Origin of the sequence: Sinorhizobium saheli (assembly GCF_001651875.1) — a bacterium.
Taxonomy (GTDB): Bacteria; Pseudomonadota; Alphaproteobacteria; order Rhizobiales; family Rhizobiaceae; genus Sinorhizobium; species Sinorhizobium saheli.
Window position 1 is genome coordinate 167,460 of the sequence record NZ_LNQB01000073.1, and the last position, 26,133, is coordinate 193,592.

24 protein-coding genes are annotated in these 26,133 nt (G+C 65.2%); 7 read left to right on the plus strand and 17 right to left on the minus strand.

Annotated elements, in window-relative coordinates:
- The first annotated feature begins 81 nt into the window (after positions 1-81).
- Positions 82-2,409 carry a PAS domain-containing sensor histidine kinase gene (locus ATB98_RS14225; protein WP_066874684.1) on the plus strand — a complete coding sequence of 776 codons (2,328 nt, stop codon included), beginning with the start codon at positions 82-84 and terminating at the stop codon, positions 2,407-2,409.
- A 15-nt stretch (positions 2,410-2,424) separates the two neighbouring features.
- Here the strand turns inward: ATB98_RS14225 and ATB98_RS14230 are convergent, their stop codons facing one another.
- The 12 genes from ATB98_RS14230 to feuN all read right to left on the minus strand — a co-directional run bounded on the left by ATB98_RS14230 (position 2,425) and on the right by feuN (position 16,796).
- On the minus strand, positions 2,425-5,382 hold the full coding sequence (locus ATB98_RS14230; protein ID WP_066874686.1) for a bifunctional [glutamine synthetase] adenylyltransferase/[glutamine synthetase]-adenylyl-L-tyrosine phosphorylase: 2,958 nt from the start codon (positions 5,380-5,382) through the stop codon (positions 2,425-2,427).
- Between the two features lie 34 nt (positions 5,383-5,416).
- Positions 5,417-6,814 (minus strand): sensor histidine kinase, encoded by a 1,398-nt coding sequence (locus ATB98_RS14235; RefSeq protein WP_066874688.1) that lies wholly within the window; start codon positions 6,812-6,814, stop codon positions 5,417-5,419.
- On the minus strand, positions 6,811-7,512 hold the full coding sequence (locus tag ATB98_RS14240; RefSeq protein ID WP_066874690.1) for a response regulator transcription factor: 702 nt from the start codon (positions 7,510-7,512) through the stop codon (positions 6,811-6,813). The genes ATB98_RS14235 and ATB98_RS14240 overlap by 4 nt, the downstream gene beginning before the upstream one ends.
- A 181-nt stretch (positions 7,513-7,693) precedes the next feature.
- The gene (locus ATB98_RS14245; RefSeq protein ID WP_066874699.1) at positions 7,694-9,253 is read right to left on the minus strand and encodes a Do family serine endopeptidase; all 1,560 of its coding nucleotides are present in this window, start codon (positions 9,251-9,253) and stop codon (positions 7,694-7,696) included.
- A gap of 285 nt (positions 9,254-9,538) precedes the next feature.
- Complete coding sequence (locus ATB98_RS14250; protein ID WP_066874709.1) at positions 9,539-9,991, minus strand: cytochrome c-type biogenesis protein; 453 nt, start codon at positions 9,989-9,991, stop codon at positions 9,539-9,541.
- On the minus strand, positions 9,988-11,973 hold the full coding sequence (locus ATB98_RS14255; RefSeq protein WP_066874716.1) for a heme lyase CcmF/NrfE family subunit: 1,986 nt from the start codon (positions 11,971-11,973) through the stop codon (positions 9,988-9,990). Before ATB98_RS14255 ends, ATB98_RS14250 begins: the two co-directional genes overlap by 4 nt.
- Positions 11,970-12,422, minus strand: coding sequence for a cytochrome c maturation protein CcmE (ccmE, locus tag ATB98_RS14260; protein WP_066874721.1), 453 nt, complete (start codon positions 12,420-12,422; stop codon positions 11,970-11,972). Before ccmE ends, ATB98_RS14255 begins: the two co-directional genes overlap by 4 nt.
- A complete protein-coding gene (ccmI, locus tag ATB98_RS14265; protein ID WP_066874722.1) occupies positions 12,419-13,564 on the minus strand; it encodes a c-type cytochrome biogenesis protein CcmI in 1,146 nt (381 codons plus the stop codon). The genes ccmE and ccmI overlap by 4 nt, the downstream gene beginning before the upstream one ends.
- 196 nt (positions 13,565-13,760) lie before the next feature.
- Positions 13,761-14,228: a hypothetical protein gene (locus tag ATB98_RS14270; RefSeq protein WP_084435471.1), complete on the minus strand. Its 468-nt coding sequence runs from the start codon at positions 14,226-14,228 to the stop codon at positions 13,761-13,763.
- Positions 14,229-14,453: 225 nt separating this feature from the next.
- A complete protein-coding gene (locus tag ATB98_RS14275) occupies positions 14,454-15,839 on the minus strand; it encodes an ATP-binding protein (RefSeq protein WP_066874729.1) in 1,386 nt (461 codons plus the stop codon).
- Complete coding sequence (gene feuP, locus ATB98_RS14280; RefSeq protein WP_026612750.1) at positions 15,829-16,500, minus strand: two-component system response regulator FeuP; 672 nt, start codon at positions 16,498-16,500, stop codon at positions 15,829-15,831. The genes ATB98_RS14275 and feuP overlap by 11 nt, the downstream gene beginning before the upstream one ends.
- A 44-nt stretch (positions 16,501-16,544) precedes the next feature.
- A complete protein-coding gene (gene feuN / locus ATB98_RS14285) occupies positions 16,545-16,796 on the minus strand; it encodes a two-component system FeuPQ modulator FeuN (protein WP_066874730.1) in 252 nt (83 codons plus the stop codon).
- 697 nt (positions 16,797-17,493) lie between these two features.
- On the opposite strand from feuN, the gene ATB98_RS29495 reads away from it, so the two are divergent.
- Together ATB98_RS29495 and ATB98_RS14290 are read left to right on the plus strand one after the other, a co-directional pair.
- A complete protein-coding gene (locus ATB98_RS29495; RefSeq protein ID WP_167354078.1) occupies positions 17,494-17,634 on the plus strand; it encodes a hypothetical protein in 141 nt (46 codons plus the stop codon).
- Between the two features lie 117 nt (positions 17,635-17,751).
- On the plus strand, positions 17,752-18,087 hold the full coding sequence (locus ATB98_RS14290; RefSeq protein ID WP_066874731.1) for an MmcQ/YjbR family DNA-binding protein: 336 nt from the start codon (positions 17,752-17,754) through the stop codon (positions 18,085-18,087).
- Between the two features lie 18 nt (positions 18,088-18,105).
- On the opposite strand, the gene ATB98_RS14295 is transcribed toward ATB98_RS14290, so the two are convergent.
- Positions 18,106-18,573, minus strand: coding sequence for a YcgN family cysteine cluster protein (locus ATB98_RS14295; protein WP_066874732.1), 468 nt, complete (start codon positions 18,571-18,573; stop codon positions 18,106-18,108).
- 139 nt (positions 18,574-18,712) lie between these two features.
- On the opposite strand from ATB98_RS14295, the gene ATB98_RS14300 reads away from it, so the two are divergent.
- From ATB98_RS14300 to ATB98_RS14310, 3 genes are all read left to right on the plus strand, one after another.
- On the plus strand, positions 18,713-20,926 hold the full coding sequence (locus ATB98_RS14300) for a transglycosylase domain-containing protein (protein WP_066874734.1): 2,214 nt from the start codon (positions 18,713-18,715) through the stop codon (positions 20,924-20,926).
- Positions 20,927-21,026: 100 nt separating this feature from the next.
- Positions 21,027-21,614 carry a DUF1214 domain-containing protein gene (locus ATB98_RS14305; protein ID WP_066874736.1) on the plus strand — a complete coding sequence of 196 codons (588 nt, stop codon included), beginning with the start codon at positions 21,027-21,029 and terminating at the stop codon, positions 21,612-21,614.
- Complete coding sequence (locus ATB98_RS14310) at positions 21,607-22,152, plus strand: DUF1254 domain-containing protein (RefSeq protein WP_066874738.1); 546 nt, start codon at positions 21,607-21,609, stop codon at positions 22,150-22,152. Before ATB98_RS14305 ends, ATB98_RS14310 begins: the two co-directional genes overlap by 8 nt.
- 210 nt (positions 22,153-22,362) lie before the next feature.
- Here the strand turns inward: ATB98_RS14310 and ATB98_RS28965 are convergent, their stop codons facing one another.
- From ATB98_RS28965 to ATB98_RS14320, 3 genes are all read right to left on the minus strand, one after another.
- Complete coding sequence (locus ATB98_RS28965) at positions 22,363-22,536, minus strand: hypothetical protein (protein WP_153435591.1); 174 nt, start codon at positions 22,534-22,536, stop codon at positions 22,363-22,365.
- A gap of 423 nt (positions 22,537-22,959) precedes the next feature.
- Entirely contained in the window at positions 22,960-23,244 is a 285-nt protein-coding gene (locus ATB98_RS14315; RefSeq protein WP_066874743.1) for a hypothetical protein, read from the minus strand.
- A 259-nt stretch (positions 23,245-23,503) separates the two neighbouring features.
- Positions 23,504-24,178, minus strand: a complete 675-nt coding sequence (locus tag ATB98_RS14320; RefSeq protein ID WP_066874745.1) for an SH3 domain-containing protein — start codon at positions 24,176-24,178, stop codon at positions 23,504-23,506.
- Positions 24,179-24,535: 357 nt separating this feature from the next.
- On the opposite strand from ATB98_RS14320, the gene ATB98_RS14325 reads away from it, so the two are divergent.
- Complete coding sequence (locus ATB98_RS14325; protein WP_066874746.1) at positions 24,536-25,579, plus strand: DUF2336 domain-containing protein; 1,044 nt, start codon at positions 24,536-24,538, stop codon at positions 25,577-25,579.
- A gap of 113 nt (positions 25,580-25,692) precedes the next feature.
- On the opposite strand, the gene ATB98_RS14330 is transcribed toward ATB98_RS14325, so the two are convergent.
- On the minus strand, positions 25,693-26,052 hold the full coding sequence (locus tag ATB98_RS14330) for a DUF1491 family protein (protein ID WP_066874748.1): 360 nt from the start codon (positions 26,050-26,052) through the stop codon (positions 25,693-25,695).
- Between the last annotated feature and the right edge of the window lie 81 nt (positions 26,053-26,133).

Genomic DNA, 26,133 nt, shown 5'->3' on the forward strand with positions numbered 1-26,133 from the left:
GGCCGATGTTTCGGATTGAGAGGATCAAAGCGTCCCTTGCGCATTCATGGGCTGCAAGGCGCGCTCTCGAGGACGATAAAATTGGGAAAAATGGCGGACGCGCGACGGGGAAGCGCAGCCGAAGGGCGGTTGCGACTCAAGTTTCCTGGCTTTTTCGGCCTGGAGCGGGGTTTCATCGAGCAGGCGAAGCTCTTTGCCGGGCCGGCATCGCGGAGCCTCGCCCGGGCCGAGCCCGTCCTCAAGCGTTCCATTCCCGTCCTGATCATCGCATTCCTGCTCATCGTGGCGCTCTCGCGCATGTCCGGCATCATCAACGAGCACAGCCGGATGGAGGCCGGGTCGCGCCGCGCCGTCACCCTTGCGGCCGCGGCTGCGGCTGCGGCATTTCAGGCCGACGGGTCGGTCCTCTTTGCCGAAGGCCGCCGCTGGGAAGTGGAGCGTCGTCTCGCGGAGTACCTGCCCTCGGACATTCTCGACGCCGGTATGTATCTCTTGACGGTCCGCCGGGACGGCCGCATCTTCGCGGCCACGCAGGATGGGGCCCATTGGGTCGGGCTCAGCCTCGCCGCCGTCGCTCCCGATATTGCGACGCTGCAATATTACGGCGAGGGCTCCAGCGTCATGAAGGCGTCGATCGACGGCGTCGAGCATCTCGTCGCGCTGTTGCACTTGCAGGGCTCGGCCGGCGTCATCCTGGCGGCCACGCCGATCGCGGAACTGGAAACCGCCTGGCGCGACGAGGTTTCGCTGAACGTCACGCTGTTTGCCGGCATTTCGGCAATCCTGCTGGTGGTGCTCTACGCTTATTATATCCAGGCAAAACGGGCGCGGGACGCCGATGCCGTCTTCGTCGAATCGAACCTGCGCGTCGAGACGGCGCTCTCGCGCGGCCGCTGCGGCCTCTGGGATTTCGACCTCGCCAACCGGCGCCTCTTCTGGTCCCGTTCGATGTACGAGATGCTCGGCATGCCCGGCGACAGCAGCGTGCTGTCGTTCGGCGACGCGGCCCGGCTCATGCATCCTGAGGACCGCGGCATCTACCGCGTCGCCCGCGCGATCGCCAAGGGCAATGAGCGCCAGATCGACCAGGTGTTCCGCATGCGCCACGCCGACGGCCACTATGTGTGGCTGCGCGCGCGCGCCCAGGTCATCCGGACGGTCTCGGGCCGGGTGCACCTGATCGGCATCGCCATGGACGTGACCGAGCAGCACAGGCTTGCCCAGCGCTACGCCGAGGCGGACCAACGCCTGGCGGACGCGATCGAGTGCACGTCGGAGGCCTTCGTGCTCTGGGACAAGCACGACCGCCTGGTCATGTGCAACGCCCATTACCAGCAGGCCTATCAATTGCCGGATCACGTGCTGGTGCCGGGCACCGAACGCGCCGTGGTCCATGCGTCGGCGGCAAGGCCCGTGGTCGAGCGGCGCGTCGCCGATCCCGACCGGAAGAACCATTCGCAGACGAGCGAGGTGCAGCTCGCCGACGAGCGCTGGCTGCAGATCAACGAGCGCCGCACGCGCGACGGCGGCCTCGTGTCCGTCGGCACGGACATCACGCTGCTCAAGCGCCATCAGGTGCGCCTGCGCGAATCCGAGCGGCGGCTGATGGCCACCATCGGCGATCTTTCCGCCTCGCGCCTGACGCTCGAGCGGCAGAAGGCCGAGCTCTCCATCGCCAACGCCAATTACCAGGCGGAGAAGGAGCGCGCCGAGGCCGCGAACCGCGCCAAGTCCGAATTCCTCGCCAACATGTCGCACGAGCTGCGCACGCCGCTGAACGCCATTCTCGGCTTCTCGGAGATCCTGCAGAACCAGATGTTCGGCCCGCTCGGTTCGGAGAAATACCACGAGTATTCGCGCGACATCTTCGAGAGCGGCAAGCATCTGCTCAACGTCATCAACGACATTCTCGACATGTCGAAGATCGAGGCGGGCCACATGCGGCTCTCTCCGGAAAAGATCGATCTCGCGCCGCTGATCGAGGAGACGCTGCGCTTCACCACGATCCCGGCGGAACAGAAGAATATTCGCGTCGTGCAGCAAGTCTCTTCCGGCCTGACGATGTTCGCCGACCGCCGGGCGATGAAGCAGGTGCTGCTCAACCTGCTTTCCAATGCGGTCAAGTTCACCAATGAGGGCGGACGCATTTCCTTGAGGGCCCGCAAGGTCAGGGGCGCCGTGACGCTGACGATCGCCGATTCAGGCATCGGCATTCCGAAACATGCCCTGCAGAAGATCGGCCACCCGTTCGAGCAGGTGCAAAGCCAATACGCCAAGAGCAAGGGCGGCTCCGGGCTGGGGCTCGCGATCTCGCGCTCGCTCACGCGCCTTCACGGCGGAACCATGAAGATCCACTCGACCGAGAATGTCGGCACGATCATTTCGGTTCGTATTCCGGATCGCGCCTGAAGTCGCGTCACCCGCTTACGCTGCAATCACCGCCTGGAATATGCGGCGCACGTCCCGCGAGTAGCGGCGAATGTCGGCCTCGAGATGCGTCAGGTCCGGGTAGTCGCCGGCCCGGCAGACGAGATCGACGAGGCCGCTCGGCGCCTCCTCCGGGTTGAAATCGCCATCGATGCAAAGCCGGACGATCTGCGACACCTCGGTAAAGAGCGACAGCGCCTCGACCGCCCTGTCGACGTCGTTTGCATCCATCATCGCCGCACCGAGCGCCTTAAGCGCCTCCAGGGTGTGCGTGCCGGCCGGCGGCGGCGTAACCCCTTTCGCCGGCGCGATCAGGGTCAGGTACTGGGCGATGAACTCGATGTCGACCAGGCCGCCAGGGATGAGCTTGAAATCCCAGATGTCCTTCGGTGGCTTTTCCTTGTCGATAAGGGCGCGCATCTCCTGCACATCCTTGCGGATCTTCTGAGCGTCGCGCTTCACCGAGAGAACCTCGGAAAAAATCGCCTCCGCCTCGCGGATCAGGTTCTCGTCGCCGCAGATGCACCGCGCCCGCGTCAGCGCCAGATGCTCCCAGGTCCAGGCCTCCTGGCGCTGGTACTTGGCAAAGGCGGTGATGCGCGTCGCGACCGGCCCCTTGTTGCCGGACGGCCTCAGCCGCATGTCGACATCATAGAGGATGCCCTCGGCGGTCGGCGCGGAAAGCGCTGAGATGAGGCGCTGCGTCACGCGGGTGAAGTAGCGCACCGGATCGAGCGGCTTGGCACCGTCCGACTGCAACGCCTCGTCGTCGTAGTCGTAGAGCAGGATCAGGTCAACGTCGGAGCCGGCGGTCAGTTCGTGGCTGCCGAGCTTGCCCATGCCGATGATCGCAACGCGCCCGCCGGGGAAGCGGCCGTGCGCGGCGCGGACTTCCTCCGAAACCGCATCGAGCGCGGCGGCGATGATCAGGTCGGCGAGATCGGCGAAGGCCCGGCCGGCCTGCAGGCCGGTGATGGCGCCGGTGAGCAGCCTGATGCCGATCAGGAAGCGCTGCTCGGCGGCGATGATGCGCAAACGGTCCAGCACCTCCTCATAATGGTGTGCGCCGGCGACGAAGTTCGCGATGCGCGGGGCGAGATAATCCCTGGTCGGCAGCTCCGCGAGCAGGCCCGGGTCCAGCATGCCGTCGAAGACATGCGGTTTGGCGGCAATGATTTCCGCCAGCCGAGGCGCCGAGGACATGATGTTGACGATCAGCGAAAGAAGCCCGGGATTGTTGCCGAGCAGGGAGAAAAGCTGGATGCCCGCCGGGAGGCCGGAGACGAAATGGTCGAAGCGCAGGAGCGCCTCGTCGGCACGCCGGCTTTCGCCGAAGACACGCAGAAGCTCCGGCGTCAGTTCCGTCAGCCGCTCGCGCGCCTCGACGGATTGCGTTGCCCGATAGCGCCCGTAATGCCAGGTGCGGATGGTGCGGGCGATGTCGGACGGCCGCTGGAAGCCGAGCCTCTTCAACGTCTCGAGGGTATCCGGATCGTCCTGTTGCCCCGTGAAGACCAGATTGCCGGTCTCGGTGGAGAGCTTCGCCTCCTGCTCGAAAAGCTGCGCGTAGCGGCGCTCGACCGTCCGGAGCACGCGCGAAAGAGCCTTCGAGAAGGAGGCCGTGTCCTCGAAGCCGAGCATATAGGCGATCCGCTTCAACTCCGCCTCGGTCTCCGGCAGCACGTGGGTCTGCTCGTCGCGGACCATCTGGATGCGATGCTCGACATCGCGCAAGAACCAGTAGGCCTCTATCAACTCATCGGCGGTCGAGCCGTCGATCCAGCCGGTTTCGGCAAGGAGGCGCAGCATCGCCTCGGTCTCGCGACGCCTGAGTGCGGGCATGCGGCCGCCGGCAATCAGTTGCTGCGTCTGGACGAAGAACTCTATCTCGCGGATGCCGCCGCGGCCGAGCTTGATGTTGTGGCCCTTCACGGCGATTTCGCCGTGGCCCTTGTGTGCGTGGATTTGCCGCTTGATCGAGTGAATGTCGGCGATCGCCGCATAGTCGAGATACTTCCGGAAGACGAAGGGCGTCAGTTCCTTCAGGAAGCGCTCGCCGGCCTCGAGGTCGCCGGCAATCGGCCGCGCCTTGATGAAGGCGGCGCGCTCCCAGTTCTGGCCCCTGCCCTCGTAATAGAGCATCGCCGCCTCGATGGGGATGGCGAGCGGGGTCGAGCCCGGATCGGGACGCAGGCGCAGATCCGTGCGGAAGATATATCCGTCGCCGGTCCTCTCCTGAAGAATACGGATCAGCCGCCTGAGCAGCCGGGCGAAGGTCTCCGAGGCCTCATCGCGGTTGCTGACGATGCCGGATTGCAGGTCATAGAAGACGACGAGATCGATGTCGGAGGAGTAGTTGAGCTCGCCTGCACCGAGCTTGCCCATGCCTAGGACCACGATACCGGAGTCGACGCTGGGCGCGGAGGGGTCCAGGAGCACGAACTTGCCGCTTTCATGGGCACCGAGCAGCAGATGATCGATCGCGGCCGACACGGCCGCCTCCGCAAAGTCGCTGAGCCAGCGCGTCGTCTCCCGGCCGTCGAAAAGCCGCGCGAGGTCCGCAAGCGCCACGGCGAAGGCGACGTCGCGCTTGGCGCGCCTGAGCCGCGACATGATCTCGGCGTCCGGCAGTGCGGCACCCGGCGCCTCCCCCCGCCAGGCGACGCGCGCCGCCTCGATGCGGCGGCTGAGGAAGCAAGGCAGCGATTCGGAAAGCAGGGATTCGAGGATTGCGGGGTGGCTCCCGGCCGTCTCGCGCAGAAAGGGCGAGAGGGCGAAGGCGGCGACAAGGAAATCCTTGAGCGGCGCATCGGAGGCGACGAGGTCCGCGATGGGCCCGCGGCCCTTGGCGATGTCCTTGAGAACGGAAAGGGCAGCCTTCGCGTCCGCCTGGCTTGCGGGCCGGATCGGCATTCCTTCGATGTCGGAAAGGCGCGGCTCGATCGCTTCCGGCATGATACCCCCCTTTTCAACTCCACAACCCGGTTTATCAGGTCGCAGCCGCCGGGAAAACCATGCGCACCGTCAAGCCCCTACCGTCCTCCTCCGTCGCGGCTATATCCATCGCGCCGCGATGCATCTCCATGACGGCCTCGACGAGCGACAGGCCGAGGCCCGTGCCCGGCTTCGAACGGCTGGTGTCGAGGCGGACGAAACGCTTGACCACCTCGCCGCGCATGTCCGCCGGCACGCCGGGACCATGGTCGGCAACCGTCAGCATGACGTGATGATCGCTCTTCTTCATCTCCACCCGGATCAGCGGATTTTCCGCCCCCTCGGCATATTTGATGGCGTTGTCGATCAGGTTGCCAAGCGCCTGCCCGATCAGTTCGCGGTTGCCCGAGATCTCGACCCCGGGCGCGACTTCCGCCTCGAGCCGCAGCGCGCTCTCCTCCGCCACCGGTTCGTAAAGCTCGACGCAATCGGCGACGATCTGCGACAAGTCGACATCGCTCATCTCGGCGGGCGCGGAGCCGGCCTCGACGCGGGAGATCATCAGCAGCGCGTTGAAGGTGCGGATCAACTGGTCTGACTCCGCGATGATTTCCTCGAGCGCGCCGTTCTGGTTTCCGCCTTCGGTGCTGGCGAGCGCGGCTTCCGCCTTGTTGCGCAAGCGCGTCAACGGCGTCTTGAGGTCGTGTGCTATGTTGTCGGAAACCTGCTTCAGGCCCTCGTTCAGCTTCTCGATCCGGCCGAGCATCGCGTTCAGCGATTCCGAAAGCCGGTCGAACTCGTCGCCCGAGCCGCTCATCGGCAGCCGCTGCGAGAGGTCTCCGGCCATGATCTTGGTGCTTGCCTCCGACATGCGGTCGATCCGCTTCAAGGCGTTGCGCCCGATGCCGAACCAGATCACCAGCGCGCCGAGCCCCATGATGCCGAGCGCCACCATCAGCGCCTGGCGGACGAGCATGCGAAACTTCTCCCGCTCCTGCAGGTCGCGGCCGACGAGGATCCGGAGGCCGTTGTCGAGGACGAGGACCTGGGCGATCGCGACGTGGTTGTCCGCACGGTTCTCGTCGGTGAAGCGCCGGTAGCGGAACGGTTCGGACGTCCAGCCCTCGGCGTCGAGCAGGCCGGGCTCCAGGCCCGCCACATTGCCGGCAAGGATTTCACCGCTCGGTCCGGCGATGACGTAGAGGTTGGCCCCGGGCTGGCGCGCGCGGCGCTCCAGCGAGCGAAGCAGGCCGCTGATGCCGGCGCGATCATAGACGTCCTCGATCTGCGTGGCCTCGGCGGCAATCGCGTCGCGCGTCTGCTGCTGCAACAGCCGCTCCGACATGCCGGTCACGTAGAAGACGAGGAAGGCGGCGCAGATGGAGAAGAGCACGAGGTACAGCGCGGAGAGCCGAACCGCGGTCGTCCTGAACAGAGCGCTGAACCTGCTCATGCGTCGGGTGCCCGGTCGTCCTTGATCATGTAGCCGGCGCCGCGGATCGTCCTCAGGAGCGGCGGGTCGAAGTCCTTCTCGATCTTCGAGCGCAGCCGAGAGACATGCACGTCGATCACATTGGTCTGCGGGTCGAAGTGATAGTCCCAGACGTTTTCGAGCAACATCGTCCGGGTCACCACCTGCCCCGCGTTCTTCATCAGATATTCCAGCAGCCGGAATTCGCGCGGCTGCAGCGGGATCTCCTTGCCCTGGCGGCGAACGGTGTGCGACAGCCGGTCGAGTTCGAGATCGCCGACGCGGTAGACCATGTCCTGCTCCGGCGCGCCCTTTCGCCGCCCGAGCACTTCGACCCGGGCGAGCAACTCGCTGAAGGCGTAAGGCTTCGGCAGGTAGTCGTCACCGCCCGCGCGCAGGCCGGTGACGCGGTCGTCGACCTGCCCGAGGGCGGAGAGAATGAGCACGGGCGTGTGGACGTCGCGCCGCCTCAGTTCCGTGATCAGCGACAGCCCGTCACGCCGCGGCAGCATCCGGTCCACGACGAGCACGTCATAGGCGTTCTCGCTGGCCATGAACAGGCCGCTCTCGCCGTCGCTCGCATGGTCGGAAACAATGCCCGCCTCGCGGAACGCCTTGGCCAGGTAGGCGGCGGCCTCGAGGTCGTCTTCAACAATCAGAATCTTCATACGCGTGACCATAGTCCCGGACCTCTGTTCGTCTCAACCGGTTTCGGTTCGCTGCGTGCCGCAGCCGATGGCTGCGGCAGAAACGCGAACGCCGCGACATATGGGTATGTCGCGGCGCCAAACTGGAGCGGGATGGGGAAAGGATGGCGCTCCTATCCGCCTCCCGCCCTGCGGTTCTCGTCCGGCCGCGTCGTCAACCCTGCTGCGTGATGGGCAGGGCGACGAAGCGGCTGCCTTCATCGGCCTCGATCTGGAAGAGCGCCTTGCTCCGCCCCTCCTTCTTGGCGTTGTTGATGACCTTGAGAATGTCGTCGGCCGACTTCACTTCCTGATTGTTGACGGAGACGATCTTCTCGCCTTCCTTCAAGCCGCGATCGCTGGCGTCGGAGTCCGGGTCGACGGAGGCGATGGTGACGCCCTTGCCGTCATCGGAGGGCATGACGGCCAGGCCGAGGTCGGCAAGCGCCTCCTCGCCCGTCGTCTGGCCCTGGTCGGACCGCTCATCACGGCTATCCGGGGCATTGTCGGTCGACTCCTTCGGCAGCGTTCCGATCTCGAGCTTGACGCTTTCGGACTTGCCGTTGCGCCACAGGGTCACCTCGGAACTGGAACCCGGCCGCAGCGCGGCAACCTTGCGCGCGAGGTCGCGCGGGTCCTTGATCGGCTCGCCGTTGAGCGCCGTCACGACGTCACCCTTCTTGATGCCCGCCTTGTCGCCCGGCGAGCCTGCCTGCGGCTCGACGACCAGGGCGCCCTTGGCTTCGGACAGGCCAAGCGATTCGGCGATGTCCTTGGTGACCGGCTGGATCTGAACGCCGAGCCAGCCGCGCGAAACCTCGCCGTCCTTGATGAGGGCATCGACGACATCCTTGGCGACCGACGACGGGATGGCAAAGGCAATGCCGATATTGCCGCCCGAGGGCGAGAAGATCGCGGTGTTGATGCCGACGACCTCGCCGGAGAGATTGAAGGTCGGACCACCGGAGTTGCCGCGGTTCACCGCCGCGTCGACCTGCAGGTAGTCGTCATAGGGGCCTGAGCCGATATCGCGTCCGCGAGCGGAGACTATGCCCGCCGTCACCGTGCCGCCGAGACCGAAGGGGTTGCCGACCGCGACGACCCAGTCGCCGACGCGAACCTTGCTGTCATCGGCGAAGCTGACATAGGTGAACTTGCGATTGCCCGCGTCGACCTTGAGGACGGCGAGGTCGGTGCGGCTATCCTTGCCGACCAGCTTGGCTTCAAGCTCCGTTCCGTCGTTGAGGATGACGGTAAAGGCGGAGCCGTCCGAGACGACGTGATTGTTGGTGACGAGGTAGCCATCCTCAGTGATGAAGAAGCCCGAGCCCTGTGCCCGCGGCCGCAGGCGACCTTCGCCACGGGGGCCGCGGCGATCGCGCCAGCGATCGGCCCGGTCGCCGTCGGGACCGCCGAATTCACGGAAGAAACGCTTCAGCGGATGATCGTCGGGCAGGTCCTCGAAGCCGCGGCCGAAGTCGAAAGTATAGGTGTCGGAGTCGGCATCCTGACGCTCGCGCGCCTGAACGCGGACGGAAACGACGGCCGGGGTGACCGCGTCGACCACATTGGCGAAGCTCGGAACCGCCGGCGCCTGCACGCTGACCGCCTCTGCAAAGGACTGCGTGATTTGAGCCGGCAGGCCGGTCGACAGCATCACTGCCGCGAGACCGGCAACGGTCGAGGTCTTCAGCACAGTTTTGAGGGAGGGACGGTGATTCTTGATCGTAGACATTCGTTTTGCCTTCTCTCTTGAAGCCAGCCTTTGGGGCGGCTTGCGAAACCCTTGTCCGCGAGCGGCTTCCGACGGTCTCCCGGCGGGTCACCGCCCGTCTGGCTGAGCAACAGCCGATGGCCTAGAGATTTAACGAAGGGGACCTTACTGAGTTCTGTCCGGAAGATGAATTTTTGGTAATGTTCGAAATGGATGACGGCAGCGCCTCGCGCGGCTGCGCCGGCGCAACCCCGCAAAACGTGTCAAAAGGCTGGACTCGTTCGTCTTTTCGGAACGCCGGCTGTCTCAGGACCTGAGAACCCGGTCCAGCTTTTCCTTTTCCTCGTCCGAAAGCGGCGCACCCGCGGGCCGCGCGCCGCGCCGCCGCGCCGCGACGATGAGCGTGACGGTGCCGATGACGAGCAGCATGACCGGCATGCCCCAAAGGATCAGCGTCTTCATCTCGAAGCGGGGCTTCAGGAGCACGAACTCGCCATAGCGCGAAACGACATAGGAGATGACCGCCTCGTCGCTGTCGCCCGCCGACAGGCGCTCGCGCACCAGCACCCGGAGATCCTTGGCGAGTTCGGCATTGGAATCGTCGATCGACTGGTTCTGGCAGACCATGCAGCGAAGCTGGGCCGAAATCGCCCGGGCACGCGCCTCGAGCGCCGGATCGGCGAGCACCTCGTCGGGATCGACCGCCAGGGCCGGCACGGCGGCAAGGATGAGGAAGAGCGCCAGGAGAACGCGGATCATTCGGCCGCTCCCGTGGCGAGCACCGCTTTCCTTGCGCGGGACGGCGCCCCGACGCGCAAACGACGGTCGCTGAGCGAAACGATGCCGCCGGCCATCATGACGAGCGCGCCGCCCCAGATGCAGAGGATCAACGGTTTCCACCAGATGCGCACGACGATGCCGCCGCCGGCCATCTGGTCGCCCAGCGAGACATAGAGCTGGCTGAGCCCGAAGGTCCGGATCCCGGCTTCCGTCGTCGGCATCCGGCGCGCCGGATAGAGCCGTTTCGACGACCAGATCTCGGTCACCGCGACGCCGCCGCGGCTGACGGTGAAATGGCCCCTCTCCTCGGTGTAGTTCGGCCCGCGCCCCTGGCGCATGCCGTCGAAGCGCAGGCTGTACCGGCCCACGTCGATCATCGCTCCGGGCTTCATCTCGGCAACCACCTCCGTCTGGAAGGCCGTCACGGTGACGATGCCGATCAGCGTGATGCCGAGGCCGATATGGGCGAGCGCCGTGCCGAAGGCCGAACGCGGCAGACCCGTGAGCCGCCTCCAGGCGACACCGCCGGCCACCTTGCCGAGCCCCGAGCGCAGGACGAGGTCGGTAAGCGCACCCAGGATCAGATAGGCGCCGAGGCCGATGCCGAGCGGCGCGAGAACCGGGCCGCCATTGGCCGCATAGTAACAGGTCGCGGCGACGACGAGCCCGATGGCGGCGGCTGCGAAAAGGCGTTGTGCCGCACCCGCCAGATCGCCGCGCTTCCAGGCGAGCAGCGGCCCGAAGGGAACGACGGCGATGAGCGGCAGCATCAGCAGGCCGAAGGTCATGTTGAAGAACGGCGCGCCGACCGAGATCTTGTCGCCGGTCAGCGCTTCGAGCAGCAGCGGATAGAGCGTCCCGGTGAGCACCGTCGCCGTCGCCGTCGTCAGGATCAGATTGTTCAGGACGAGCGCGCCCTCGCGCGAGATCGGCGCGAATATGCCGCCGGCCTTGAGGTGCGACGCGCGGAGGGCGAAGAGCGAAAAGGCGCCGCCGATGAAGATCACCAGGATGGCGAGAATGAACACGCCGCGCGTCGGGTCGGTTGCGAAGGCATGGACCGAGGTCAGCACGCCCGAGCGCACCAGGAAAGTGCCGAGCAGCGACAGCGAGAAGGTCAGGATGGCAAGCAGCACCGTCCAGATCTTCAGTGCCTCGCGTTTCTCCATCACCAGCGCCGAGTGCAGGAGCGCGGTGCCGGCAAGCCAGGGCATGAAGGAGGCATTCTCGACCGGATCCCAGAACCACCAGCCGCCCCAGCCGAGCTCGTAATAGGCCCAGTAGGAGCCCATAGCGATGCCCGCGGTGAGGCATGTCCAGGCCGCAAGCGTCCAGGGCCTGACCCAGCGCGCCCAGGCCGCGTCGATCCTCCCCTCGATCAGAGCCGCGACCGCGAAGGAGAAGCAGACGGAGAAGCCGACATAGCCGAGATAGAGCAAGGGCGGGTGGATGGAGAGGCCGATGTCCTGAAGGACGGGATTGAGGTCCTTGCCCTCGCCCGGTGCCGGTATCAGGCGCGCGAAGGGATTGGAGGTGAGCAGGATGAAGAGGGCGAAGGCGCCGGCGATCCAGGCCTGCACCGCAAGCACCGTCGCCTTCAGCGTCTCGGGCAGGCTGCGGCCGAAAAGCGAAACGAGCGCGGAGAAGAAGACTAGGATCAGGAGCCAGAGGAGCATCGAGCCCTCGTGGTTTCCCCACACGCCGGTCATCTTGTAGATCAGCGGCTTCAGGGAATGCGAATTCTCCCAGACGTTCCTGACCGAAAAGTCGGAGGTCACGTAGGCGAAGGTGAGGACGGCGAAGGAGAAGGCGACGAGCAGGAAGCAAACGACGGCAGCGCTTGAGGCCAGTTCCATCAAGGCGCGGTCGCCGCGCGTGACCCCTGCGATCGGCAGCCACGCCTGGATGATCGCCGTCGCCAGCGCCAGCACCAGCGCATAGTGGCCGAGTTCTATGATCACCGGATGTTTTCCTTCCCGCCGAGTGTAACGCCCTGCGCCTTCAAGCGATCCGCGACATCCTTCGGCATGTAGGTTTCGTCATGCTTGGCAAGCACCGTGTCGGCAACGAAAACCGGGCTGCCGGCGGCGAATGCACCCTCGGCCACCACGCCCTGGCCCTCGCGAAAGAGATCGGGCAGGATGCCCGTATAGGTCACGGATACCGTCGCCAGCGTGTCAGTCACGTTGAAGGTGACGGTCCTTCCCTCGCCCCGCTTGACGGAACCGGTCTCGACCAGACCGCCGAGGCGGATGCGCGTTCCGGGCGCGACGCTGGCCTTGGCGAGGTCGCCCGGCACGTAGAAATAGGCAACCGCCTGGCTGAAGGCGAACATCACCAGCAACACCGCGGCCGTCAGGAACCCGACGCCCCCGCCGATGATCGCCAACCGCTTCTGCTTACGCGTCATTTTTCCTCTCCGCTTGCGTCGATGCCGAGTTCGCGGCCCAACGCCAGCAATTGTTTTCCCTCGTCACCGGTCGCCGGAAAGGCCTTCAATCCCTCCCGTAACGCCTCTTCGGCCTTGTCTCGTTGATCGAGCACAACATAGGAACGGATGAGACGCGTCCAGCCCTCGAAGTTCGCTGGGTCTTCCTTCAACCGGCTCGATAGGCTCTCGACCATGCCGCGGATCATCGCCTGCCGGTCGCCCGCGCCCATCTCGTCGGCGGCGGCGATATCCTTGGATGTCGGATTTCCGGGGGCGGCCCCAGCGGCGTCCGGCGGGGGGCCGCCGAGCTCGGCGATATGCCGGTTGACGAACGGCATCCAGGTCGCGTCCGCCGGCGACTTGCCGGCGAGCTTGCGGAACGCCGCGAGCGCCTCCGCCCGCTTGCCCTCCTGCCTCAGACCGAGCGCCAGGTAGAACTCGGAGCGCGGATCGTCGGAATCGAGGGCAAGTGCCTTCTCCAAGGCGCTCTGGGCCTCCGCCGTCACGAGGCCGCCGGACTGCACCACCAGGGCCTCGGCGTAACCGCCCAGTCTCGCCGGCGTCGGTCCCATGAGCCGGATCGCGCGGTCATAGGCGTCCACGGCGTCGTCCACGCGGCCACTGCGCATATAGATCGGCGCCAGCAGATCCCAGCCCGCCCCGTCTCCCGGATTGAGCGCCAGGCGATTTTCCGCGTTTGCGATCAGGATGTTGATGTCGTCACCGGGGCTGGCGAGCCGCGCCGCCAGCGGCTGCGCCGGGACGCCCGGGCTGCCCGTCATCAGGTAAAGACCGACGCCTATCGCCGGAAGACAAAGAAAGATGAAAGCCTGGGCATGCCGGCTCGACAGCAACCGCTTCGGCGCACTCTGCCCGGCGGTCGCATCGGCAGCGCTGGCGGCGAGCAGCCGGCGGGCGATCTCGGCCCTGGCGAGTTCCGCCTCCTCGCCGCCGATCAGGCCGGCTTCGCGATCCCGCGCCAGTTCGTCGAGCTGATCGCGATAGACCTCGATGTCATGGCTATGGGGCGACGGCAGCGGCACTGCGGCCCGCATGAGCGGCAGGACGAGCACGGCTGCGACAGCCGCCGTCAGGATGGCGACGAGGATCCAGAACAACATGGAGGGGAAATACTATGAGGCCCGCGCCATTCCAACTCGAAAACCGGAAATGACGGATATTTGAGGCGTTTCGCCGCAAGACAGGCCCGCATCGCCGGGCACGGCGCGCCCTTTGCCGGCACACCGGTGCCACGACGGGATTTCAGAACGTTTCGGCGGGCCCTGCAAGGTTGCCGCCGTCCGGGGCGCCGTCCGCTCAGGTGAGCGGCGACCAGCTTCCGTCGGCGTTGCGGCAGGCCGCTCCCCGCGCGGTCGTCGCCTCACCCTTCACGGTAACGGTGTGGCTGTACTGGCGGCAGTTCTGAGATCCGACCTGGTAAGGGGCGGCCGCGACGACGGAACCGCTGACGTTATGGCCCTCCCAGGCAACCGGCTGGCCGCCGGGTGCCGCCTCGAGCGCACGATACTCCGCTTCCAGTGCCCGCTGCCGGTCCGACTTGCTGAGATCGATGGCGCCAAGGCGCGCAATGACACCGCCCTGCAGGGCTTCGATATAGGTCGCCGACGAGGCTCCGCGCGTCGAGGCCCCGCCAAGACCGGCGATCGCAGTGCCGCGGGAGCCGGTTGAGGTCGTGCCGCAGCCGGCGAGGAGCACGGCCGAAGCCACCACCGCGATCCTTCCGCCTGATGCGAAGGCCCGCGCCATTTCTGCGTAATTCCTCATGATACGCGACTACTCAAATCCTTATTGACCGGGCGCCGCGCGGCCTTCCGGGATATCCCGTCGGCACGGCGGCTCCTCTCGGTTTTCTTTTTGCACCCTCCGCTGGTTGAGGCAACCGCCCCTTGGCGGCGTCGGTATTTTTGAGTTCGTGGTGTGACCGGCGGATCACGTTGTCCCGTTTCAGGCCGGTGCCGGCATCGTCACGAAGCACCCCCGCCGCCCGCCTCAGACCGCAGCCGGAAGGACGAGCCTCGCCCTGAGCCCGCCCTCGTCGCGCCGGCTGAGCTCCACGGTGCCCTGGTATTCTCCGACAATCTCGCTGACGATCGACAGGCCGAGCCCGGTACCGGGCTTGCTTTCATCGAGCCGCTTGCCGCGCTTCATCGCGAGCGCGATCTGGTCGGGATCGAGCCCCGGCCCGTCATCGTCGATCTCGAGCACGATCCATTGCCGGCCGGGTTCCTTGCCGCGCGTGTCGTCCGGCGCCGGCCGCACGTTCAGCGAGACGTGGTCACGCGCGTGGCGCGCAGCGTTCTCGAGCAGGTTGCCCACCGTTTCCTCGACGTCCTGCTGCTCCATCGCCAGTATCAGCCCCGGCGGATCGATCGACAGGCTGAACTCTCTTTCGGGATTGAGCCGCCGCAATACCCGGACGATCCGCTCCAGCGCCGGCTGCGCCTCGGTCCTCGCCAGGATCGAGCCGCGCTGGGCGGCGATCCGGGCGCGGCTCAGATAGGATTGCACCTGCGTCTGCATGGCATCCGCCTGCGCCCTGATCAGTTCGCCATGCGGCACTTCCAGGACGCGCGCCTCGTTGAGCAGCACCGCGATCGGCGTCTTCAGCGAGTGCGCGAGATTGCCGACCTGCATGCGCGCGCGTTCGACGATGCGGCGGTTGCTGTCGATCAGCGCGTTCACCTCGTTGGCGAGCGGCTGGATCTCGCGCGGGAACGCGCCGTCGAGCCGCTCGCTCTCGCCGGTGCGGATCTTCTCGAGCGACCGGCGCACCTGGTCGAGCGGCTTCAGGCCGAACAGGATGGTCAACGCATTCACGCCGAGGCCGCCGATCCCGAAGATCGAAAGCGCGATCGTCAGATTGCGGGTGAAGCGATCGATGTCCGCCTCGAGCACGTCACGATTACCGGCGACACGAAAGCGGGCGGTATGGCCCTGGATGTCCAGCACGACCTCGGTTTCGGCCACCTCGACTTCGTTTCCGAACGGATCCTTGGTCGTGTAGAAGCGCTCGTAGCGGATGTCGAAGGGGACCTCGTCGACACTGGCGATCGGCAGTTTCGCCGTGCCGAGCGACGTCGATATCAACGGCTGCGTTTCGAATTCGCCGATCGGCTCGACGATCCAGTACCAGCCGGTCTGCGGCTGCGAAAAGCGCAGGTCGCCAAGTTGGGGGCTGCCGGACAGGGCGGCCTTGTCGTCGACCGAGATCGAGTTGATGACGTTGTAGAGCTGCGCCCGCAGGAGATCCTGGAAGCCGCGTTCCGAACCCTGCCGGTAAAGCGCCGAGATCACCACGCCGATGACGACGAGGGCAACGACGGCCCAGACGGTCGAAACCGCGAGAACGCGCGCCGTGAGGGATCTAATGGCCATTGCCTGGTGCTTGCATGCGATATCCGAGACCGCGCACCGTCTCGATCAGGTCATTGCCGATCTTCTTGCGGAGCCGGCCGATGAAGACCTCGATCGTATTGGAATCTCGGTCGAAGTCCTGATCATACATGTGCTCGACCAGTTCGGTGCGCGAAACCACCTGCCCCATATGGTGCATGAGATAGGAGAGCAGGCGGAACTCGTGCGAGGTGAGCTTCAGCGCCACGCCGCCGACCGTCGCCTTGGAGCCCTTGGTATCGAGGCGCACGGGCCCGCAGACGATCTCGGAGCTTGCATGGCCTGCCGCGCGGCGGATCAGCGCCCGGATGCGGGCGAGCACCTCCTCGACATGGAAGGGCTTGGCCACGTAGTCGTCGGCACCGGCGTCGATGCCTGCTACCTTGTCGCTCCAGCGGTCGCGCGCCGTCAGGATCAGGACCGGCATCGTCTTGCCGTCGGCGCGCCACTTTTCGAGCACGGTGATGCCGTCCATTTCGGGAAGGCCGATATCGAGGACCACCGCGTCATAGGGCTCCGCGTCGCCGAGATAATGACCTTCCTCGCCGTCAAAGGCCTGGTCGACGACATAGCCGGCTTCCTTCAACGCCTCGGCCAGTTGCCGGTTCAGATTGGCGTCGTCCTCGACTATCAGAATGCGCATCTCTTGCTTACGTCCCTTCGCTGATGGGCCACGTCTCGAGCGGCCTACATCGGCACCTTCACCGTCACCTTCTTCGGCCGGCCGCCATTGCCCGGGATTAGCACGGTTATAACGCACTGACCATCGCCCGTCGGCCGGGCCGAGAGCAGTTCGCCGCCCGTTTCGGCCACGACCTGGGCTGCGGCAGCGCTGCAATCGCCAGCCGCGCGCAGGACAACCGGAGGCACGTCGACGGCAGGCCGAGAGGAGCCCGCGAGGCCAGCGGCAAGCGCGGCTATGGTCAGAAATGAGGACATGAACGCACTTTCGACTTGGGAAGCACTATGGCAAAATCATTAACCGATACAGGCTGAATGGCAAATGAATGTCGGCTCGCGGAACGGCGGGAGCCGGCACGACGTCGAATGCCTCAACCATTCACGAAAGCCACCACAGATTGCAGGGTCGAAGCGTTGCGCCGCGACCCGCGGTTTCACGTCGGCAAAAGGCCGGCCGCCTGTCGGGCCAGAGGCTACAATGTCGTGACGGACCACGATCTCGACGGGCCCGAGCCTGATGCTCGCGCTCCCCTCAACTGTCGCTTCAACTTTGAAGAATTTGCGAATCCTTGGAGTCGCTTAGAGCATTTTGCAGTCAGGTAAAATCACCTGACGTCGCACGAATGCGGCAAAGCAAACAGAGAAGCATCTCTTCGGGAAGAGAGTCTGATTCCAGAACTCGCGCGTCGATCGAGGTACGGTGCTGCCTTGCCTTATCGCCTTCAAAGTTGTCGCCCTTTTGGCCTTCTCCCTCCCGATTCCATTCGGTCACGAGCCACCGCGGCCGCAGCCCGGCTATGGCGCTGCGAAGCTCGACACACCCCTGTGGATCGCGCGAAAATTAATCGATTTAAATATTCTTCAATCGTTTAAATCATTTAACCCACTGATTTACAAAGCCTTTGCCCTGTGAAATGGTCCTGCGCATTCCAACCGTCTTACTCAGGAGGAACGGATGCAGACATTCGCGAACAAGCCGCCCGTATTGCCGCAATCCAGGATTCCACAGTCGCTGCTCGACCGCTTCGAGAACGAGTGGCGCGAAATGCGCACGGCCGGCGAAGCTGCGCAGAAACCCGTTCCGCCCGCAGAGTAAGCCTCCCGGCGAAGCTCGTCAGGACCATCCGATTTTTCGAGGATGAAACCCTCCGGCCGCCCCGGTGGCGGCCGGAGGGTTTTTTGCCAATCGGCATTTCCGTGCTACTCTTTTCGCATGCTGAGCGAAGAGATCGAAAAGCTGGCGCTGAGTCTGCCTGGGACTCAGGAAAATGCCCATTTCGGAACGCGGGATTTCCGTGTGGGCAAGCGCATCTTCATGACCCTCCCCGAGGCGGGTCGTGCGGTCTTCAAGTTCACACCCGAACAGCAGCGCATGCTCTTGGAAACGGAGCCCAGCGTCTGCGCCGCCGTTCCGGGCGGCTGGGGCGCACGCGGTTGGACCTCCTTCTATTTCGTCGACGCCGACGAGGAGCTCATTCGCGAATCTTTGGAGACCGCCTGGCGCAACGCCGCGCCGAAGAGCCTCGTCAAGAAGAACGGTCGTCACTGACCGTCACGCCGAGCCGGCCTATTCCGCCGGCTCCGTCCCCACCTCGAGCGGCCATGTCACCAGATAGTCCTCGTAGTCCTCGAGATCGATGCCGTCCTCGGCGACGGTGCGTCCGCGCACCGATATGCCGGCCGCATGCACTGTCTCGGGGTCGCCGGAGACGAGCGGATGCCACCAATAGAGGTCTCGGCCCTCGGCGATCAGGCGATAGCCGCAGGTCGGCGGCAGCCAGGTGATCTCGCGCACCGCCTCGGGCGTAAGCTGGATGCAGTCCGGCACCGTCGCCTGGCGATTGTCGTAGTCCCTGCAGCGGCAGCTCTCGCCGTCGAGCAGCGTGCAGCGGATCGAGGTCCAGGCGATCTCTCCGGTGTCCCAATCCTCAAGCTTGTTGAGGCAACAGAGCCCGCAGCCGTCGCAGATGCTCTCCCACTCGGCGTTGGTCATCTCGTCGAGCGTCTTCGTCTTCCAGAAAGGCATTTCGCCCATGCGTCACACTTTTTTTATTTCCACGCCAAGGTGGAAACTTCTCAGAAAATTGCCGGTTTTTTAAGGCCGATGGCACGATATGCAAGTAGATTGGATTTTCGCGCCATGCAAATATCGTCATGGGCAGAACCGTCGGGATGTGAAAGCCGTGCAGGAACCGAGGAAAGAGGACAACCGGCCGAAGAGGCGCCACATCTTCCTCAGGATCGATTCCTGGATCGACTCGACGGTATGGAACGCCGGGTTCAGGCTCGGCGAATGGTGGGAGGACATCACCATCTTCTTCCGCCGCTTCCGCATGCGCGGCTGGAAACGAGTCCTTTTCGAAGTTCTGGGTGAAGGCATGACCTGGGGCACCGTCGGTTCCGTTCTGATGCTGGCGCTCGCCCTTCCCGCCTTCGAGGAGACCAAGGGCAACTGGCGCGCCCAGGGCGACTTCGCGGTCACCTTCCTCGACCGTTACGGCAACGAGATCGGCCATCGCGGCATCATCCATGAGGATTCCGTTCCGATCGACGAGTTGCCGGATCATCTGATCAAGGCCGTGCTGGCGACCGAGGACCGGCGCTTCTTCGAACATTGGGGCATCGACTTCTTCGGCCTTGCGCGCGCCATGACCGAGAATGCCCGCGCGGGCGGCGTGGTCCAGGGCGGGTCCACCCTCACCCAGCAGCTCGCGAAGAACCTGTTCCTCTCGAACGAGCGCACGATCGAGCGCAAGATCAAGGAGGCCTTCCTTGCCGTCTGGCTCGAATGCAATCTCTCGAAGAAGGAGATTCTCCGGCTCTATCTCGACCGCGCCTATATGGGCGGCGGCACCTTCGGCGCAGCGGCCGCCGCGCAATTCTATTTCGGCAAGGCGATCACCGACATCAATCTTGCCGAGTCCGCGATGCTCGCCGGCCTCTTCAAGGCCCCGGCGCGCTATGCCCCGCATGTAAACCTGCCGGCGGCGCGCGCCCGCGCCAACGAGGTCCTGAGCAACATGGTCCAGGGCGGGCTGATGACCGAAGGCCAGGTGATCGCCGCCCGCCTCAATCCGGCAACCGTCATTGACCGCGCCCAGGTCAAGGCCCCGGATTTCTTCCTCGACTGGGCCTTCGAGGAGGTCCAGCGGATCGCCACGCCCTTCGCCCAGCATTCGCTGATCGTGCGCACGACGATCGACATGGGCCTGCAGCAGGCCGCCGAGGAGTCGGTCGAATCGGGACTCAGGCAGTATGGCGAAAGCTACAAGGTGAAGCAGGGCGCGCTGGTGATGATCGAACACGGCGGCGCCGTGCGCGCCATGGTCGGCGGCCGCGACTATGGCGAAAGCCAGTTCAACCGCGCCACCCGGGCGCTGCGCCAGCCGGGCTCGTCCTTCAAGGTCTATACCTACGCCGCTGCAATGGAAAAAGGCATGACGCCGGAGACGGTCGTCGTCGATGCGCCCATCACCTGGCGCGGCTGGTCGCCGCAGAACTACGGCCGCAGCTATGCCGGCCGCGTGACGCTGATGAACGCCCTGGCACGATCGATCAACACGATACCCGTCCGCCTTGCCAAGGATAAGCTCGGCACCGAGATCATCGCCGCGACCGCCAAGAAAATGGGCGTCGAGACGCCGATCCGCACCGACAAGACCATGCCCCTCGGCACTTCGGAAGTCACCGTGCTCGACCAGGCAACGGCCTATGCCGTCTTCCCGGCCGGCGGTTTCCAGGCGCGACGCCACGGCATCAGCCAGATTCTCAACTATGACGGCGACATTCTCTACGATTTCCGGCGCGACGCGCCGCCGGCGCAGCGGGTCTTGAGCGAGCAGGCGGTGTCGTCGATGAACCGGATCCTGACCCAGATCCCCGTCATCGGCACGGGGCGCCGCGCCGCCCTCGACAACGGCATCGTCACCGGCGGCAAAACCGGGACGACGCAAGCCTATCGAGATGCCTGGTTCGTCGGCTTCACGGGCGACTACACCACCGCCGTCTGGTTCGGCAACGATGACTACACCTCGACCGAAGAGATGACCGGCGGCTCTCTGCCGGCCATGACCTTCAAGCGGCTGATGGATTATGCCGAACAGGGCATCGAGCATCGCCAGATCCCCGGGATCGACCCCGCGCCTTCCGACAGCAAGCGCCAGCCCACTGTGGCCGCCGCAAAGCCGGACGAGAACGCACTGCCGCCGCTGGTGCGCCCGCGCTCGCTTTCCACGGAAGTGACACGCCTCCTGAAGTCGATCGGCGACGCATTCGAGAAGGCTCCGCCCCTGAAGGCGCGAGAAAGGACGGGCGGCAGGGTGGCCGCGCTCGACGCGCCGGACGGGGGCACCACGACGCCGCTCCCGACAGATGCGACAAACAATTGACTTCGCAGCCGGAAATCCGTTTTCTGGGCTGCGAAGCAGGTGCCGCCCTGACGCCCGCTGCCGCAAGGGTAAACGACACATCATTCCATAGAGCCGCCTCTTGTTCCGAGTTCCCCTCCTTGTCGCCGTTGCCCTGATCGCCACGTTTGGCGGCGGCATCGCTTCGGTCCTGTGGGCACTGAAGGCGACCGTCGGCTTCGGCTCGATCGCGATCGGCCCATGGGTGGCGTTCCCCGAAGCGCAAACGCTCGCGGCCGACCCCTACGCCAAGGCCCACCGCGCCCGCGCCGGCGAATTGCTATACGGCGGCGCCGAAGGGCTGATGTTCACCGCCGCAACCGACGACAGCGGCGCCAGTCTGTCGGCCGCCTGCTCCTACGACATTTCGGGCGTCACGCCGCCGGCGCGCTTCTGGACCCTTTATGCGACCGCGTCGAACGGCGCAGCGCTGCGGCCTGGGCCGGACGTGCCCTCGGCGATCAATTCCTGGACTGTGCTTCGCGCCGCCGACAGCAGCTTCGTCATTCACGCGTCCCCCATCGCCCAGCCAGACAACTGGCTCGCCATCCGCCACACCGGCAATTTCAGGCTGGTCTTGACCTTGCTCGATACGCCGACCGCCGGCTCGTCCGGCCTGATCGACCTTGCCATGCCGAAGATCGTCAAGACCGGGTGCGGACATGCGTAGCGTGCTCTTCGCCGTCCTCGTCGGCCTGATCGGGGCGGCGCTTCTGCACATCGTCATCGTGCTCACCCTCCCTCAGTTTACCGGCCGGGACGCCTATACGCGCGTGCTCGGCCTGCTCGAGATGGACAGCTTCTTTCCCCTGACGATGGAGCCGGGTCCGACCGGCCTTGACAACAACGATCCGTTTCTGCGCACCGCCGTCTGCAGCTTTTCGGTGGCCGAGGGGCCGGCGCGCTTCCTCGCCCGCGGCGCCGTGCCGTTCTGGTCGCTTTCGATCTTCGACAGCGGTTCGAACGAGGTCTTCAGCATGAACGACCAGACGGCAGTGAACGGCAATCTCGATCTCGTCGTTGCGACGCCGATTCAGCTCGTCGAACTGCGCAAGTCGCCGCCAGAAGCACTGGCGCAAACGATCATGATCGAGATGAAGGACGAGGAGGGATATGCCGTTCTTCGCGCCTTGGCCCCCCTCGACAGCTTCGAAGAGCAGGTTCGCAGCTTCCTCACCGAGTCGAGATGCGAGCCCTTCCAGAGATAGCAAGGGCATTTTGCAGTCAGGTGGAATTACCTGACGTCGCACAAATGCGGCGAAACAAACGGAAAAAGCGGTGGCGGGAACGCTGCGAGCGCGTGCCGCTGTAGGTGAATGGGGTGAGGACGTGGGGTTCGGGTAAGCCGCATTCGGCTTGGCGACGGCGTGCGGCCGCGCCGGGGCACCCGGACGGGTGCTGTCGCCCTTCTCCGGAGGCTACTGCTTCTTGATCCGCCGGCCCGCCGGAGCGCTGGGCTGGGGTCCGCGGCCGTCGAGACGTTCGTAGCGGATGCCGGTGAAGAACAACACTTTAGCGCCACCCGCCGCGACAGGGAGTCTTCGTCGCGGTCGCTTGACCTTGCGGTCCTGCATTCTGATTACGTCTGCCATGCTCGTCTCCATACATTCACGAGACGGATGAACTACCGTACAGATTTTCACCCTGCCCGATCACGGGCTGGCGCATTGTCGGGGATGCCCCGGCAGACGCGCCCATCTCACCCACTCCTTCTTCCGGCTGACCCGGATGTCGTCGTTTCGGTCATCAGATGCAAAGTCGATAATAGCGTGCCCGCCTCGATTGAGCCACAGCGCGGTTAACGGTTTCTTAATCCGGACGTCGGCGCATTAACCTCCGTCAATTCCGCACCCCGAGGGCGGGCAAAGTTCGACGGTCGCGCCGTTCGCCGGGCTGCTTCGCGCGTCGGGGGCGCCCAGAGCATTGCAGTCAGCTGGAATCACCTGACGTCGCACGAATGCGGCAAAAACAGACAGGTAGTGCGGTGGCACGAACGCATGTGAGTGCATCCCGCTCTAGCGCCGCGCAAGCAAGCCGAACAGGAAGGCGACGCCGGCGACCGTCAGCAGCGTCGAGATCGGTTCTTCGCGAACGCGCTCCCGCACACGCTCGGCCATCAGCTCCGCTTCGCCTTGCACGACCGCCTTCGCGCCGCTGCCGATGGCCGTGACCGTATCGGTCAGCCGGCTGATCTCGGCCCTGAGCTCCGCGATCTGCGTCTCGAGTTCGACTTGTGTCTGGGTTGGTTGCTTTTCGGTATCCGGTTCGAGGCCCACTGCCGCCAATTTCTTCTCCGCCATCTTTCCATTCCTCTCCGTTACGCGGTTTTTCAAACGCGTCGGAATCGGAATGGTTCCCACCGGCGGAAAGGCAATTCTTCGGGCCCGCGAGAAGGCGGCCGGCTCGCATCGGATCGACCAGACGTGGACTGGAACGATCACGATCCGACGTGCCTACGGCGCCGCGCGTCCGGTCAGACGCACGGCGCTGCAGATCGAGGGCTGCAGTGCGGGTCGCGGCGCGAGCCCCGGCCCCGCGCCCGTCGCCCGCCTATCCCTCCTACTCAGTTCTGCACGGAAAGTCCTTGTAGGTGCATTCCCCCATCGGCCGCGGAACATGACGGCGCTCGCGGTTCTCACCCTGCCATTCACCGCGTCCATCTTCATCGACCCGGCGCCGCCGCTCCCCGTCGTCGCGACGGCCTTCCCGCTCCCATTCGCGCCGCTCCCGCGCACGCTCCCATTCGCGCCGCTCGCGCTCGCTCTCCCATTCTCGCCGTTCACGCTGGCGCCGGCGTTCCCAATCGCGCTCGCGCCGCTCCTCGATCCACTGCGGGTTGCCGCGCCAGCGGTCGCGATCGCGGTAGAAATCGCGTCCGCGGTAATTGCGGTCCCAATAGCGGTCGAACTCGAAGACGATCGTCGGAATGCCGAGCGGGCGGTAATATTCCGGTTCGACATAGACCCGGCGGCTGCGATAGGCGGCCTGCACGTATTGCCCGGCGACCCACCCGCGACCCCCGTAGAAGGAAACATCGCACCACGGGCGGTCGGCCAGGCATCCATGGATTTCCACCGATTCGCCGGCCGGAATGAGGGTCACGGCCGGATAGCGCGTGCTCGGCCCCGATCGCATATTGACATTGGCAGTCGCAAAGCCTTCAGCCGCCCAGGCAGCCGCGGGCACCGCCAAAGCCGCACAAATCGCCGCCACCCGCAAAAACGCATTCTTCACAATCGATCTCCCACACGGAAAGCCGCACCCGGCCCCCTCGTTCGGCGAGCGAATCCGCTCTTCACCGTCAGCCGGATCAAATAGAAGCGCTTGTGGAGTTTTTATGGCCGAGCGCTGCATCACCGCTCGTGCATATCTCCTTGAATCGGCGGCGATAGAAGGACTCGGACATGCAGCAAATTCAAACTGCTGCAGCGACTTTGCGCCCCTGGCGGTGCGAACGGCGCCACGTGGCGCGCTCGTCACGAGAATGACGCAAGGCTGAATAAAGCCCCAACGGCCATAGTTAATGCTACGCTAACGTTTTCAATCTACTTTCAAGGACGTGTGCCGTTCCGAGCCGTCGGCAATGGCGTCATGCTTTGCGTACTAGGATATGTCGTGACGAACCGGTTTCGTGAGTTGGAAAGGCCGCAAACGGGCCGGCTGAAGGACGTCGTCTTGATGGCGACCGTCACCGGCTTCGAGAGCCTTCGCATCCCGAGCAAGTCCGACATGAGGCAATTCGCCGAGCTGTTCGAGCCGCTTTTCCTCGGTTCCAGCAACGAAGCCCGCCGCCAGGCGGCCGCCGCGCTCTCGCAATGCCCTCACGTGCCGGAAGCCGTCGCGCTTCTGATCGGCAACATGCCGATTTCGATCGCCGCCGCCTTCCTGACCCGCTCCAAGGCGATCTCCGATCGCGCGCTCGTGTCGATCATACGCGAGCAGGGGGCCGCCCATGCCGCCGCGATCGCCCGCCGGGAGAACCTCTCGCCGTCGCTTGTCGACGCCCTGGTGGAACACCACCAGCCGGCCAGCCTTCCCGAGCGGCCCCGTGCCGGCGCCGCCCCTGCCGCGCAGGAGACACGGGCAGCGGCCTCCGACCGCGAAGAAAAGCTGCGCGAGGATATCAAGGCCTTGGCCCGCGCCGGAACGAGGGACAGGGCCAAGACGCCGCGGCTCCAGCCGATCGACGAGCTTCATTGCGCATTGCTCATGCGGTTTGCGCGCAATGGCGAGGCCGTTCTTTTCGCAACGGCCCTTGCGGACGCCTTGGGCGCAAGTCGAGACCTCGCGGAGCGGATCCTGCTCGATGTCTCCGGCCAGCAACTCGCCGCAACGCTTTCGGCACTGGCCTTCCCCGCCGGCGATATGGATCGCCTGCTCGTCGCCCTCTACCCGCATCTTTCCGAGAGGCTCGGCGGCAGCACCCGCGCCGAGGTCCTCATCGAAAATGTGGACCGGCAGGCAAGCGTCGAACGGGTGGAAGCCTGGCTCCGTGCCGATGCGCATGAGGGTCCCGCCCGCCGCGAGGCCCTGTTCGCGGAGAACCGCCCCGCCGATCCCCGCCGGCAGGAAACCCGCCCCGCACCGACACAGGGCACCTCGGCGCAGCCGCAGCGCGGTTTTGGCCGGCGCTAGAATCTTGCAGTCAGGTGCAATCACCTGACGTCGCACAAATGCGGCAAAAACAAACAGATAGGGCGGTGGCCCGAACGCGTGTGAGCGCATCCCGCTCTAAGCCAGACCTCGCATCACCGCCGAGCGCCGTCGACGTCGTCCACGACCTCGAACAGACCGTCGCAATCGTCCAGCTCGATCTCGACGATCCAGCAATCCGGATCGAAGCGGATTTCCGATGAAAGCGCGCTGTCGACGCTCTCGGCCTCGACGTCCCGCAGCCGGGCCTCGAACTTCCGTGCAGTACCGTCCTCGTCCTCGAAGAAGTTCTGCGGCGCGGGCGCGTAGAGCGTCTCGGTTCCGATCCGGGAGCGCTGGCGGATGAAGATCGCGCCGGCCTCTTCCGCCCCCTTGCGCAGCACGGCTGCGTAGCCCCCCCGCACAAAGGCGTTCCGCAGCAGCGAGGAGACGAAGATCTGGGATTTCAGGCGCATGCGAGCCTGATACACGCCGGGCCGGAGAGACGCAACCGCGCGCCGGTCCGCGGATTTCGGGCTGATAGCGGCTTCAGCTTA